The 14,251-nt window shown below is 51.6% G+C and carries 13 protein-coding genes; 5 read left to right on the top strand and 8 right to left on the bottom strand.

Annotation, left to right across the window (positions count from 1 at the left end; all coding sequences use genetic code 11):
- The 3 genes from AC0QH1_RS21570 to rppA all read left to right on the top strand — a co-directional run.
- The coding region (locus AC0QH1_RS21570; protein WP_324633385.1) for a multicopper oxidase domain-containing protein at nt 1-619 on the top strand (619 nt) is incomplete at its 5' end.
- Nucleotides 619-1,626 carry a copper resistance protein B gene (locus AC0QH1_RS21575; RefSeq protein ID WP_324633386.1) on the top strand — a complete coding sequence of 336 codons (1,008 nt, stop codon included), beginning with the start codon at nt 619-621 and terminating at the stop codon, nt 1,624-1,626. The genes AC0QH1_RS21570 and AC0QH1_RS21575, both read left to right, overlap by 1 nt.
- A gap of 328 nt (nt 1,627-1,954) precedes the next feature.
- Nucleotides 1,955-2,644, top strand: coding sequence for a two-component system response regulator RppA (gene rppA / locus AC0QH1_RS21580; protein WP_324633387.1), 690 nt, complete (start codon nt 1,955-1,957; stop codon nt 2,642-2,644).
- Nucleotides 2,645-2,710: 66 nt separating this feature from the next.
- Here rppA and AC0QH1_RS21585 read toward each other — a convergent pair whose 3' ends face one another.
- From AC0QH1_RS21585 to AC0QH1_RS21615, 7 genes are all read right to left on the bottom strand, one after another.
- Nucleotides 2,711-5,221 (bottom strand): CHAT domain-containing protein, encoded by a 2,511-nt coding sequence (locus tag AC0QH1_RS21585; RefSeq protein WP_324633389.1) that lies wholly within the window; start codon nt 5,219-5,221, stop codon nt 2,711-2,713.
- A gap of 349 nt (nt 5,222-5,570) precedes the next feature.
- Complete coding sequence (locus AC0QH1_RS21590; RefSeq protein WP_324633390.1) at nt 5,571-6,221, bottom strand: Uma2 family endonuclease; 651 nt, start codon at nt 6,219-6,221, stop codon at nt 5,571-5,573.
- Between the two features lie 100 nt (nt 6,222-6,321).
- On the bottom strand, nt 6,322-7,584 hold the full coding sequence (locus AC0QH1_RS21595) for a SufS family cysteine desulfurase (RefSeq protein ID WP_324633391.1): 1,263 nt from the start codon (nt 7,582-7,584) through the stop codon (nt 6,322-6,324).
- A gap of 365 nt (nt 7,585-7,949) precedes the next feature.
- Nucleotides 7,950-9,317: a Fe-S cluster assembly protein SufD gene (sufD, locus tag AC0QH1_RS21600; RefSeq protein ID WP_324633392.1), complete on the bottom strand. Its 1,368-nt coding sequence runs from the start codon at nt 9,315-9,317 to the stop codon at nt 7,950-7,952.
- Nucleotides 9,317-10,105, bottom strand: coding sequence for a Fe-S cluster assembly ATPase SufC (gene sufC, locus AC0QH1_RS21605; protein ID WP_324633393.1), 789 nt, complete (start codon nt 10,103-10,105; stop codon nt 9,317-9,319). Before sufC ends, sufD begins: the two co-directional genes overlap by 1 nt.
- Nucleotides 10,106-10,198: 93 nt before the next feature.
- Nucleotides 10,199-11,635 (bottom strand): Fe-S cluster assembly protein SufB, encoded by a 1,437-nt coding sequence (gene sufB / locus AC0QH1_RS21610; protein WP_324633394.1) that lies wholly within the window; start codon nt 11,633-11,635, stop codon nt 10,199-10,201.
- Nucleotides 11,636-11,764: 129 nt separating this feature from the next.
- The gene (locus tag AC0QH1_RS21615; RefSeq protein ID WP_324633396.1) at nt 11,765-12,127 is read right to left on the bottom strand and encodes a ferredoxin-thioredoxin reductase catalytic domain-containing protein; all 363 of its coding nucleotides are present in this window, start codon (nt 12,125-12,127) and stop codon (nt 11,765-11,767) included.
- Between the two features lie 276 nt (nt 12,128-12,403).
- On the opposite strand from AC0QH1_RS21615, the gene sufR reads away from it, so the two are divergent.
- Both sufR and AC0QH1_RS21625 read left to right on the top strand, forming a co-directional pair.
- The gene (sufR, locus tag AC0QH1_RS21620) at nt 12,404-13,069 is read left to right on the top strand and encodes an iron-sulfur cluster biosynthesis transcriptional regulator SufR (protein ID WP_324633397.1); all 666 of its coding nucleotides are present in this window, start codon (nt 12,404-12,406) and stop codon (nt 13,067-13,069) included.
- Nucleotides 13,070-13,171: 102 nt separating this feature from the next.
- Nucleotides 13,172-13,426 (top strand): hypothetical protein, encoded by a 255-nt coding sequence (locus AC0QH1_RS21625; RefSeq protein WP_324633398.1) that lies wholly within the window; start codon nt 13,172-13,174, stop codon nt 13,424-13,426.
- A 181-nt stretch (nt 13,427-13,607) separates the two neighbouring features.
- Here the strand turns inward: AC0QH1_RS21625 and AC0QH1_RS21630 are convergent, their stop codons facing one another.
- Nucleotides 13,608-14,246: an FHA domain-containing protein gene (locus AC0QH1_RS21630; RefSeq protein ID WP_324633399.1), complete on the bottom strand. Its 639-nt coding sequence runs from the start codon at nt 14,244-14,246 to the stop codon at nt 13,608-13,610.
- Nucleotides 14,247-14,251 lie beyond the last annotated feature (5 nt).

The following is a 14,251-nucleotide window of genomic DNA, read 5'->3' on the forward strand; positions in this document are numbered from 1 at the left end:
CGAGGAGGCACATTCGCAACATAGTATGTCTCACGGCAATGAGGCACATTCGCAACATGGTATGTCTCACAGCGAGGGCGTCATGCACGGCCCAGACGCTCACGGTCCGGGCAACGTCGGGAAGCCGATGATGGTGGGAAGTCGGCTGCACGAACCGGGAATCGGCTTAGAGAGTACGGATACCCACCGCGTACTGGTCTACACCGATTTACGCAGCGTGAAGCCCGGTTACGACCCACGGGAACCCGAACGAGAAATCGAACTCCACCTCACCGGGAATATGGAACGATATATGTGGTCGTTTGATGGCAAGAAGTATTCCGACTCCCCAGAAATTACCTTCTACAACGGGGAACGATTGCGGCTGACCTTTGTCAACGACACCATGATGGAACATCCCATTCACCTGCACGGCATGTGGATGGAACTGGACAATGGCGCGGGTGAGTATAAACCTCGCAAGCACGTGGTCAACGTCAAACCTGCCGAACGCTGTTCCGTAGAAGTCACCGTGGATGCACCGGGTAACTGGGCATTTCACTGCCACCTGCTTTATCACATGAAGGCGGGAATGTTCCGCACGATCGCTGTGGTCGATCGCCCGGTGGAGGCTAGCTAATGAAATTCCGAAGCACAGATTTCCCCTCTCTTGTGGCAGGGTTAATTTCTCTTCTCAGCTTGATGAGTTACGCCCCGCACATGCGGGCAGAAGAACACCCCCCCTCCGGGATAAAACCCCCGGGATTTGAAACCATTTACTCCACCGTAGAAACCGCGAATGACACCGGGAAAAACCCAGGCTGGCTTGTGACAAACCAGCAGCAAGAAAACCGAGGATTTAATCGGGAAACACGCCCACAAGTCCAGGGCGCAGAATTGCTCTTACCCCTAGGGGAAAATCGCCCAGAAACCCTGACAACTCCTGTAGAAATCCCTAACGATACCGCGCAAGAAGACTGGCCTTTACCCGTCAATGATAGTCGAACTTATTGGTCCTTACTCATCGAGCAATTTGAATCTCGCAACAACGAGGGAGAAGCTTCCTTTAATTGGGAAGGATTAGGTTGGGTTGGTGGCGACTACCGCCGGCTTTGGTTGAAAACTGAAGGTGAGGTGGCTCTCGTGGAAGACACGGGCGGTGAAGCTGAAGTTCAGCTTCTTTACGGTCAGCTCGTTGCCCCTTTCTGGGATGTGCAGGCCGGTCTGCGGTACGATAGACTTTATGGTTCGGAAGGCGATCGCGGTCGTGGCTTTGCGGTGATTGGCGTTCAAGGCTTAACCCCTTACATGTTCGAGGTTGATGCGGCGCTATTTGTCAGTGAAAATGGCGATGTTTCGGCGCGATTTTCTGCCGAATATAAACTGCTGCTCACCCAAAGATTGATATTGCAGCCGGAATTTGAAGTCAATGTTTCTGCCCAGAAAGTCGCGGATTTCGGTGTAGGTTCCGGTCTGAATGATATCGATTTAGGACTGCGAATGCGGTATGAAATTACCCGTGAATTTGCACCCTATGCGGGAATTTCTTGGAGCCGCAAGTTTGGCGAAACTGCCGACTTTGCACGAGAAGAAGGAGAAGACGTGGATAATTTCGCAGTGGTTGGCGGTCTGCGACTGTTGTTTTAAGCCAGAGCGCCAATCGGGTTGGGGATGCTTTTAAATCCCATTGATGGAATCGGTGGGTTTCCTGGAGGAAATACTACCGATTCCTGTACTGCAATGTTTCGATCCAGCTTTTTCTGTCTCCGCTCATCTCGATTTCGTTTATAATTATCTCGCCAAGAGCGCATTTTTCATGTAGGGAAAGCACGCCGCCCACATCTGTCATGGGCGGAAATTTAGAAACCATTCAACACCTTACTTACATGAAAACTGCTCTATCCATTGCTTACTGCCCTTGACTGATTAATTGAGCTAAGGGCATTCGCCGGAGATTAAGTCAGGAAAAATTAGTATGAGAGTTTTGTTAGTGGAAGATGAGCCGGATTTAGGGGCGGCAATTAAGCGCACCCTGACCCACGAGGCTTATATTGTGGACTGGGTGCAAAATGGTACCGATGCCTGGGGGTATTTAGAAAGTCAGTGGACGGAATATACCTTGGCCATTTTCGATTGGTTACTGCCCGGTTTATCGGGACTGGAATTGTGCAAGCGACTGCGAGACCGGAAAAACTCATTACCGGTGTTGATGCTCACCGCAAAAGATACAGAAGCCGATAAAGTGGCGGGGTTAGATGCTGGTGCGGATGATTATTTAGTGAAGCCATTTGGAATGGCGGAATTGTTGGCGCGGTTGCGGGCGCTGCAGCGGCGATCGCCTCAAATCCAACCCCAGCAACTACAGTTAGACAATCTGACCTTAGATTATGGCAGTCGCACTCTTTATCACCAAAAAACCCCCAGTGAATCGGTGCCGATCGCTTTAACCAATAAAGAATTTCAGTTACTCGAATATTTTATGAGACACCCGAATCAAATTGTCAATCGCGACCAAATTTTAGCCCAGTTATGGGAATGGGGCACAGAACCGGGAAGCAATGTGGTGGCGGCACAGATCCGACTGTTGCGCCGCAAGCTAGCGGACAATAACTGCCCCCTGGCGATCGAAACGGTGTATGGACTCGGCTATCGCCTCAAACATTGAAGTTGCGCCGGGGGGCAACTTTTTGGGTGCAAGCAAATTGAAACAATCGGCGATGTTATCTGTCAATTATTCCGCTTCTCCAATCAAGGTAAACCCCGCCCAATCTCGCGGATGGGGATATTGTGCCATTGTGTAGAGCATCGCTTCTCGCAAGGCGATCGCCTTATCGGGTCGGTCCCGCATTTGCCGATAAAATTCGGTCATTAACTCGGCGGTGGGTGCGTCGGGGACGGCCCAGAGAGACACCACCACACTGGGCACGCCGGCAGAAATAAAAGCACGAGACAACCCGATAACGCCATCCCCGGTAATGTTGCCTCTGCCGGTGTTGCAGGCACTCAGCACGACGAGAGAAGCCTTCAGGTTTAAATCCAGGATTTCCCCGGACGTGAGAAACCCATCTTCGGTGGCGGGGGTTCCGTCTGGGGTTTCGCCGAGGGAGGCTAAGGCGATCGCCCCGGGAATGCCAAATCCCAGGTGTTCGAGTTCGTCGAGTAAGCCGTGGGTGGCTAGATGGATGATACTTGCGTGGGGCATTTTTCTCACAATTGCTGCTTCGGTGGCGGCATCGCCGATGATGGCTTCGGTTGCCAATAGCTGGGCAATGGCGATCGCTTCTGCTTCCGCACCGGGTAACGGTTCTAAGGGGACTGGCGCTTCCCCTAACTCTAGGGGAATGCTGGGCATGGTGGGATTGCCCACCACTAACGTATCCTCTCCAGTGGTGGGTGAGGTCTGCGGGGAATTTTGTTGCCGTTGCTGACGGGTGAGGTCGAGTACCTGAATGGAAGGGGCGGTGAGAATGGTATGGTTTTCGATTAAATAGGTACCTTGTTTGTCTTGCAAGGCGGGGAAGGGAATTAAAAACAGCGCCCCTTGCGGGATGAAGATAACCCGATCGCTGGGATTTTCAGGCAGCAAATCGGCGATCGGTTCGATGAGGAGCTGGTAACTTTTATATAGTCTCGGAATCAGTCGCCGGGTGGGTTCGGTTTCCAACTGTGCCGGAGAAACCAGACGTTCCGCGTTCAGTTGCATGGCGTCGCGAGTGCCGCGTACTGCGGAAGTCACCGCGCGGGTGGGCCATTCGGTGCCGCGACTGATTCCGGTTGCCGCCGCAACGCGCGATCGCTCGGCAGAATCTTCGATGGACAGATCCAGTTCGGCGAGATCCACGGAGCGAAACGATACCGTTCCCTGGGGCTGAATCACCCAAATATACAACTCGGACAATCCCAGGGCATAGGTGACTAAGGTGGCCTTTTGCGCTTGGGCAATGGCTTTGATTTGTTCCACGGTGGGCGGTTCGGCGGCGATCGCCGCTTTAGAGTCTTCCGCAATCCGCGAGGCGATCAGTTCCACAAATGCCCGCGCCCGACTGCGTTCGGCGATTTCTAAGGCGTCTTCGGCTCGATTTTGGGCAATCAGCGATTCGAGCAGATAGAGATAGGTATCCGCTTGTTTCTCAAACAGAGATACTTTGTTATCGTCAGTCAGCGAGGGGCGCAGGGATTCCCAGACGGCGATCGCCCGCCACAGTTTCTCACTTGCAGCGGCGAAGTCCCCGGCCCGCAGCAGCGCCAACCCAATCCGATCGAGGCTCCACGCTTGCCAAATGCGATCGCCGAGTTCGGTTTCGATTTCTAAGGCTTCTTCGTAATACTCTAACGCTTTTTCGTAGTTGCCGCGATCGAGATAAACATTTCCCATCCCGTGCAGGGTCGGGCTAAACCCTGCCAAATTTTCCATCTCTTTTTCCAGGGTTAACGAGTCTTCGTACAACTGCAGCGCTTTGTCGTATTCCCCCAAACTGTGGTATGCTGACGCCATGTTGCTTAACACATTCGCTTGTCCGGGTTTATACCCCAATTCCCTGTCGATCGCCAAGGATTTCTCGTAAAGCTCCAAGGCTTTTTCGTAGTCTCCCAGTTCGGAATAAAGGTAGCCGATATTATTCAGGCTAACCGCTTGCGATCGCGGTTCGTCTATCGCTTCTAAAATCGCCAGAGAGCGGCGGTAGAAATCCAGGGCTTTTTCCAGTTGTCCCAACCCTCGGTAAAGGAGACCGATGTTATTGAGACTGGTCGCTTCCCCTAACGGATCGCCGATTTGTTGATAAATAGCCAACGAGCGATCGTAAAACTCTAAGGCATTTTCATACTGCCCGATACTCTCATAAATAGAAGCAATTAAGTTAAAACTGTTTCCTTGCCAACCTTCCTCCCCCAAGTCTTGAAAAATGGCTAATGCTTGCTCGGTCACGCTTAATGCCGCTTGATATTCGCTGAGATTTGCCCGCGCCCACCCGATATAATACCGGGCAATTCCTTCTGCTTCGCGATCGCCCAACTTTTGCACCACTTCCAGATAGTTCTCGAAGGTTTGCAAGGCGTCTTCATACTTGCCCTGGGATAACTGCGATCGACCCTGTTGAAACAGCATCCCCGCATCAAATTCTAACACCTCTCGCGGCACCTGCGCCGATGGGCGATCGGCATTGTCACTCAAAGCATCTCCCGATGGCGGCATACCCCACCCCTGTGCGCCGGGGAGAGAGAACAGGATCGTTGCCGTCACTAAAACACTAAGGCGAGGAAGTTGGAACAGCATAAGCAGGGTTTTCCAGTACCATAAAAAAGCCACCCGCAGAACGTTGCCCCCCAAACAAACCCCTTTCGCTTCGCGGTGGCTAAATTTCCATTTTAATTTGTCTAATTGTATTGGATTTTTGATAAAAAAGGCGAAAAATTAATATTTTTTTTACAACCCGGAATTTTATCCGGCCAAAACTTCTACCATTTTTCGATTTTGGTGTTAGAGTTGGGTACCCACCAGTCCCCGAAGCAGATGCGATGAATCGCGTCTCTACAAGAGGGGGGGGCGAGGCAAACCCGGACGATCGCCAATCAACAGACAAACCCTGGGGTTAAGAACTGCCCCTTTCGTGGAGTTTCTCCCGCACCCAACTGCGAAACGCTTTGAGCGCAGCAATTTCGCCGCTGGTTTGACTTTCCTCGACAAACCGCGCCAAATCGCGCACCGAGACCACCGGAAAGGCAACGCTCAATTCCCGCTCTACATATTCTCCCTCGACAAGCTGATAAAACGTCAAAACCCCTCGGTTATATCGCCACAGTTCCGGAACTTGCAGCGCCGCGTAAATGCCCAACTTATTGATAGAACTGTGGGTCAGATCCACTTCAATCGCTAAATCCGGTGGCGGATCGGTTTCTAAATTGAGTTTTTGCTTGCCTCTAACCACAGGTTCGCTTTGGATATAATAGCAATTATCCGGTTCGATGCCTTTTTCTAACGCTTCTTGCTTCAGAGTCATCGACCCTGCACTTTTGAGTTCCCGGTTTAATTCTTCCGCTAAGGCAAGGACAAAATTTCCCAGATTGCTCTTATAGCTTTCGTGTTCTAAAAGAGGCGTCATAATTTCGAGTTGTTCTCCATCATAAGCCCATCGAGAACCGCGATCCTCACCAGTTTCTTGTAGCAAAGCGGTAAAGGTTTGCCAGCTAATCGGTTTGAGGACAGTTTTTTGTTCTCCGGGAATCCGATTGGTTGCTATCATCTGCGGGTTGCCTCACTGCGTCACAAAATGCGATCGCGCCGGGACTTGTTGACGCCCTTGTGCTTCGCCTGATGGCTGGGCGGAAGCCCAGCCATTTGAATTAACTAAATATGCCGCTGAAAAACTCGATCGCCTCTTTCAGCGCTGCGATAAACACGTCGATTTCTTCGCGAGTGTTGTAGAAATATACACTCACCCGGGCAGTGGACTGTGCCCCGATCGCGCGGTGTAGGGGTTGAGTGCAGTGGTGTCCGGCGCGGATAGCGACCCCGGCGCGGTCTAAAATAGTCGAAAGGTCGTGGGGGTGAACGCTACCGCAGGTAAAGGAGGCTAACGCCGCTCTCCCAGAACCATCGGGCTTCGGTTGCGGTCCGTACACTCGCACTTCCGAAATTTGGTTTAACCGCTCGAATAGATACTTAGTGAGATATTGTTCGTAAGCTTCGATTTGCTCCATGCCGATACTGCTGATATAGTCGATCGCCGCCCCCAGGGCAACCGCTTCCCCGATCGCCGGCGTTCCCGCTTCAAAGCGATGGGGCACGTCGGCGTAGGTAGAATGGTCTAAAAACACATCGGCAATCATCTCGCCACCGCCCAAAAACGGCGGCATCGATCGCAGCAAATCCAACTTCCCATACAAAAACCCGATCCCGGTAGGGGCGCACATTTTGTGACCCGACGCCACCAACCAATCGCAATCCAGGTCTTGCACGTCGATTTTCATGTGAGGCGTACTTTGACAGGCATCAATCAACACCTTCGCCCCCCATTCGTGGGCTAAAGCGGCAATTTCTTTCACCGGATTAATGCAGCCCAAGGTATTAGAAACATGAACCGCCCCAACCAATTTTGTCTTCTCCGAGAGCAGGGATTTATATTGCTCCATGTCGAACTCTTCGGTTTCCGTCAGTTCGACAAACTTCAACACTGCCCCGGTTTTTTGCGCCAGAATTTGCCAGGGCACTAAATTGCTGTGGTGTTCCATCACCGTGAGGATAATTTCATCCCCCTCGCGGATATTGCTCGCCCCCCAAGTATTGGCCACCAAATTAATTCCTTCGCTGGCATTGCGGGTGTAGATAATTTCTTTTTCTGAGGCGGCATTCACAAAGAAGGCAATTTTTTCTCTCGCCCCTTCATAGGCATCGGTGGCGCGAGAACTGAGGGTATGGACGCCTCGGTGAACGTTGGCATTGTCGAGATGATAATAGCGGCGCAGGGTGTCGAGAACCTGCACGGGTTTTTGCGAGGTGGCGGCATTATCCAAGTACACCAACGGTTGCTCGTTGATGTCTTGCTTTAAAATCGGAAAGTCGTCGCGCACTCGGTCGGCTAAGGTTTTTTCGGTTGTGGCTATCATGGGATTCAAGAAGGAACGATAAACAATAAAGGGTGAATTGAATCGAGGGTTAAACTCCTCATCCCTGGGTTAAAACCCGGAAGGCTAAGCGCTCAATTCCTCTTGAGGAGGACTGAAGAAATTATAAGGAGTTAGTGTAGTTTTTTTCAGGTTTAGGGGGTTTTAACCAAGTTGCGCTATCAGCCTCAAGAATGAATTTACGGGGAAAAAGCAGGAAGCCCTCGGGAATGGAATTTCCCCCCGGGAGAGACTTCCGAGTCGGGAAGTTTCTCCGGAAATTGATTCTTTCGGGGGGATGGGGGGGTGGGTCAAATGTCAGGGAAAGTTGAACTCAGACTTGCCCTGTTACCCGGGGAAAATTCTCCCTATGCGCGGCAAGCAATACAGCGAGACAGATGGGTTTTCAAGGATTTTATCGGCAAATGGTCGATAATTTCTCCGGCAAACCCATCGATGAGCAAATTGCGACTGGTGGTCGCATCTAAACCGCGACTTTGCAGGTAGAAGAGTTCGTCATCTTCTAGTTGGCTGACAGTGGCACCGTGGGCGCACTTGACGTTATCGGCGGTGATTTCTAGTTGCGGTTTGGTGTTGACGCGCGCTTTGGGGGAGAGCAACAAGTTGCGGTTGAGCTGACTGGCGTCAGTCATTTGCGCGGGTTTGGGAACGAAGATTTTGCCGTTAAAGATGGTATGGGCGCGATCGCCGATAATGCACTTGTGCAGTTGGGTGCTGTTCCCGTGGGGGTAGTTGAGGGCGAGGGCGCTGTGAGTATCGGCCACTTGTTCCCCTTCGGCGCAGGTCAAGCCATTGAGGGTGGTATAAGTGCCTTCGCCTTTTTGGAACATTTCCAGATTGTGCCGCGAGAGCTTCGCGCCGGTGGAGACTGCCGTGCAGGTATATTGGCTGTCTCGCCCTTGGGCGATCGCGGTTTTGCCGATATGGAAGGAGTCGCTCGCCTCACGCTGTATTCGCGCGTGATTCACCCGGGCATTGTCTGCCAGCCAGAATTCCGTCACCGCATTGGTAAAATAGGGTTGTTTCCCCTGGGCGTGACACCACTCTTCCCCGGCAACCAGATACTCTTCAATCAGGGTACAATCGCTGCCCCCTTCGGCCACCACCAAGGTGCGAGGCTGCACCAGGGCGGCTTTCTCGCCTTTGACACTGACGAAGAGCAGGTGAATCGGGGTGTCCACGATCGCATTTTTGGCCACCCAGACCACCGCCGCATCGGTTAACCCGGCGGTATTGAGGGCGGTAAAGATTTCTTTGCCTCCCTCTACTTGGGCCAAATATTCCGGTAGGCGATCGCGTTGCCCCTGGGTCAATTGTCCCAGATTGCCCACAAACACGCTATCCGGCAATCCGGACACCTCGGACAGGTGCGGGGCATACACGCCATTGACGAAGACCAAGCGGCTGTCTGCCACTTCCGGTAATTCAAATGGCGCGATCGCTGCTTTCGGCAACTCTACCGTCGGCGCAGTCTCGAAATCCACCGCCAATAAAGGCGAAATATCCGTAAACCGCCATTCCTCATCCTTTTTCGTGGGCATCGCTAACTCGCGCACCCAGGTTCCCGCATTATCGCGCACCTGCTGCAACCATGCCGCCGTCGGTGCCGCGATGCCCCAGTCTTGCGGAATCACCCGCGCCGCACCGTTAAACGCCTGACGCAGCAGATTGTCCAGATAAGACACCTTTGGCTTACTCGAAACCTCAGCGGTCATTACACACCTACCTTAGCCCGATCGGCTTCTAGCACCCAGTCATACCCGCGCTCTTCCAATTCCAGCGCCAGTTCTTTCGTGCCACTGGTGAGAATGCGACCGCCTTCCATCACGTGGACGTAATCCGGCACGATATAATTCAACAACCGCTGATAGTGAGTAATCACCAGCATCGCATTCTCTGCCGAGGCTAACTGATTCACTCCATTGGCCACAATCTTGAGCGCGTCGATATCCAATCCGGAATCCGTTTCGTCCAAGATGGCCAGCTTCGGCTCTAACAGCGCCATTTGTAAAATTTCATTGCGCTTTTTCTCGCCGCCAGAAAATCCTTCGTTCAAACTGCGGCTCAAAAATGTCGGCGACATCTTGACAATTTCGAGCTTTTCTTGGATTAACTCGTCAAAATCAAACGAATCGAGTTCTTCCAACCCTTCATGCTTGCGGTGGGCATTATACGCCACGCGCAAGAAATCCAGATTGCTGACCCCCGGAATTTCTAGGGGATATTGAAATGCCAAAAACACTCCTTCCCGGGCGCGCTCTTCCGGTTCCAATTCCAGCAGATTTTTTCCTTTAAAAATTACCTCGCCGCCAGTTACTTCATAGGCTGGATGACCGGACAATACTTTAGAAAAGGTACTCTTACCGGAACCATTCGGTCCCATGATGGCATGAATTTCTCCGGCTTTAATTTCTAAATTAAAACCGTTAATAATTTGATTGCCATCCACATTCGCCGTTAAATCGCGAACGGACAGAATCACTTCGCTGTTTTCGTTAATCATTATCTCCTCGATGATTTGACAATTGTGCTATGGCGATCGGTTTGGTTGCCCGGTTCCCCCGATGCGGGAAACCGGGCAAAACAGGAAGTGGTTTTAACCCACGCTGCCTTCTAATTTCAGGCTCAATAGGCGATCGGCTTCCACGGCGAATTCCATCGGTAGCTGGTTAAACACATCCTTGCAGAATCCGCTAATCATCATCGACACTGCATCTTCCGCCGAGACGCCGCGCTGGGCGAAGTAAAACAGTTGATCTTCTCCAATCTTGGAGGTGGATGCTTCATGTTCGACCTTGGCGGTTTCGTTTTCCACCTGGATGTAGGGGAACGTATTCGCCTCGGCGTTATCGCCAATCAGCATCGAGTCACACTGGGAATAGTTGCGCGCGCCTTTGGCTTTCGGTCCCATTTTCACCAACCCGCGATAGCTATTGGCGGAGTTGCCGGCAGAAATTCCTTTGGAAATAATCGTGCTGCGGGTATTTTTGCCGATATGGATCATTTTGGTGCCGGTATCGGCTTGTTGTTTGTTGTTCGTCAGCGCCACGGAGTAGAATTCTCCCACGGAGTTATCGCCGACTAATACGCAACTGGGATATTTCCAGGTAATTGCCGAACCGGTTTCTACTTGGGTCCAGGAAATTTTCGAGTTTTTCCCTTTGCACAATCCGCGCTTGGTGACGAAGTTGTAAATGCCACCTTTACCATTTTCATCCCCGGCGTACCAGTTTTGCACCGTGGAATATTTGATGTCGGCGTCATCGAGTGCCACCAGTTCCACTACGGCGGCGTGCAGTTGGTTGGTGTCGAACATGGGGGCGGTGCAGCCTTCCAGGTAGGACACGGAACTCTTTTCTTCGGCGATAATTAAGGTGCGCTCGAACTGACCCGACTCGCCGTTGTTGATCCGGAAGTAGGTGGACAGTTCCATCGGGCAGGTGACTCCTTTGGGAATGTAGACGAAGGAGCCATCGCTAAATACGGCGGAGTTGAGGGCGGCGAAGTAGTTATCCCCCACGGGCACTACGCTGCCAAGATATTTTTTCACCAGTTCGGGGTATTCGTGTACCGCTTCGGAGATGGAGCAGAAGATGACCCCGGCTTCGGCGAGTTTTTCTCTAAAGGTGGTGGCGATCGAGACGCTATCGAATACGGCGTCAACCGCTACGTTGCTCAGGCGCTTTTGTTCGGACAGGGGAATCCCTAGTTTCTCGAAGGTCTCGAGAATGGCAGGATCTACCTCGTCGATGCTATTCAGTTTTGGCTTTTTCTTCGGTGCCGAATAATACACGATATCTTGGTAGTTAATCGGCGGATAGTGGACGTGGGGCCAGGTCGGCTCCTGCATTTTTTCCCACTGCCGATAGGCTTTGAGGCGAAATTCTAGCATGAATTCTGGCTCTTCTTTTAAAGCCCAGATGGAGCGCACGACCTCTTCGCTCAGACCGGCAGGGATGCTCTCGGATTCGACGTCGGTGACGAAACCGTATTTGTAGGGTTGATTGACTAAGGTTTTTGCTGTAGAAGTCATAGTTCGCGTGATTGTGTTCTCTCTCTTTTCAGGTTTTTCGGCGGCGGGTGTTCTCAATTCAGTCAACCGATTTAAAAAAAATAAGTATTTCTACGGGTTGACTTTTAGCCGTTTTGTGCTTGGTTCTCTTCAGTATTCATTCGTGGTCGCTCGAATTTGCTCGAAGTCAATCTCTTGTTGGTCTCCGGCAAAGTCGTTGTCTGGCGTCAGAAACAACATGCAGTGGCATTCTTTGCGCTCTCGCATGGGAATGCATGGGCAGTTCCAGTATGCTGCTTTGACTTCGGCTTCTTTATCTTCGTAGTGGCGACAAGGACATAAGGGGGCACCTAATTCTTCCTTGTGCTTGGCGAGTCCTTCGATCACCACAGAGGTTACGCCAAGATCGGCACAGAAATACGTTCCCGTGCGCTTCGCGTACTGTTCCGAAAAGCGCCGCATGGCTTCTAGGTTCTTGTCTGTGGCTTGTTTGGGGTTCTCTTCTGCACTCATTATGCGATTTGATATTAAGCAGCTAACTTCTTGGGGATCGGATGCCTGGGGACGAAGGCTCCAGGCGGCGCAAGCGGGGCTTTCCGCTTGTCCTGGCAACCGTCGCGCTTTCCGATTTTGTCGGAAAATGGGCATTCGCGATCGCCGTCTATATATAATAGGGTTAAAACAACACGAGTGTTGCTTAATTCCATTGTAGGGTATTTTAGCAACATCCGTGTTGTCAAAGTCCAAATTTGATTTTTTTTAGTGTTTTGGCGTTTAACCCCGAGGAAGATGATGACCACTACTCACCAACCTTCCACAAAAGAGGACATCCTGCAATACTTACTCAAGCAGGGTCAGGCTACAGCTCAGGAATTAGCTGAGGTCTTGGCGATCACCCCCCAAGCCATCCGCCGCCATTTAAAGGATTTGGAGGCGGAAAAGCTAATCGCGCATCAAACGGTGCAGGTGGGCATGGGCCGCCCCCAGCATCAGTACGAACTCACCCCGAAGGGTCGCGATCGCTTCCCCAGTGGCTACGATGATTTTGCCGTCTCTCTGCTCGATACCCTGGCGGAAACTGTGGGCCAAGATCAAGTCAGCACCATTTTGCGAAAACAATGGGAACGCAAGGCCCTGGAATATCGCAATGCCCTGGGCAATCGCTCTCTGGCAGAACGGATCGCCGCTTTGGTGGAACTGCGCAAGGCAGAAGGCTACATGGCAGAATATTATCCGGTCGAATCCTCCCCGGATGCGATCGCCGAGCGCTTTATGTTCACCGAACACAACTGCGCTATCTCTACTGTGGCTGAGTCTTTCCCTAGTGTCTGCGGTCACGAGTTGGACATGTTTGGCGCAATTCTCCCGGATTGTACGGTGGAACGCACCTACTGGATGATTGATGGGGAACATCGGTGTGGCTATCTGATTACTCCTCAGCCACGCGACAAATAACTGCCGATTTTAATTTTAAAATCCACAGTCAAAATTCTATTATTTCATATTGTCGCCCCTCGCGACATCAATTCATGCTGTCTAATTCCACCCCCCTTAATCATGGAACCTCAACAACCCTCCGCTCAGTTTTTAACCCCAGAAGAGTCTTATGCTGTTGATGGCGCGCTGCTCGCTTCCCACGAAAAGTTTCTAACCCGATTGACAATTTCTTCTTTAAAGCTGCTCAAGCATATCTCTCAAGATCTGTCGGTGCCGATGGAGGAACTTACGGCACAGCAGGTGATTGACTGGTTTGAAAAAGATGGCAAAATCCGTCGCGAAATTGGTCCAGATGCGGCGTTTTTGAAGTGGTGATCCCCCTTGATTCGCCAATCCCCTCTTTGAACCCCCCGGTTTTTTTCAAAAAGCCCCGCACCCAACAAGGGTAGGGCTAAATACAAACCTAGCCCGCCGAGGCGGGCTGTTTTTTGACTCGTTCCCAGGCCCAACCTGGGAACGAGAAAAATTCTCAATTATCTCTTCTCAATTCTCTATTTTAACTCGCTCCCATATCGGTTTCAAAATCGGTGTCGTTTTCGGTTTCAAAGGCTTCGTTATCCGCTTCGGTAAAATCCACCCGATCGCTGTGGCGATCGTACCAGTAGGAATGGCGGTGGGTGTAATAGTAGCTGCCCCAGTTATCGTAACGCCCGTACCCTGAGTAATATGAATATTCGTGGTAATCCACCTCGCGATCGCGCTGACCCCCTTCGCAATACGGACAACCGGTGGGGTCGAGACGCCCGCAGGGATGTTTGAATAAAAAACCGACTTTCAGATTGCATCCTTCCCGGTTGTCGCCGGTGATTCCACTGCCGATTTGTACGAGAATAGTGTAGGACCCGATTTGCAGGCGATCGCCATCCACCAAGGTGCTGCTTGGCAATTGCACTCGATTGATTTCAATCCCGGTGCTGCTATTACAATCCACCACAATCGCTTCGCCGTTATTTTCCTCAATGACAGCGTGATACTCGGAGACTAACCCATCATTTAACACCACCTGCGATACCGATTCGCCGTTAATTTCCCCGGGCATGGCATTCGGGTCGCGACCCAGGGCTATCGGCGTTTCTCTCAGGAATGTTTCCGTTTCTTGGGTGGAAACATTGGTGATAACGAGCTGAATTTTCATCGGGG

The organism is Phormidium sp. CCY1219 (assembly GCF_055795085.1).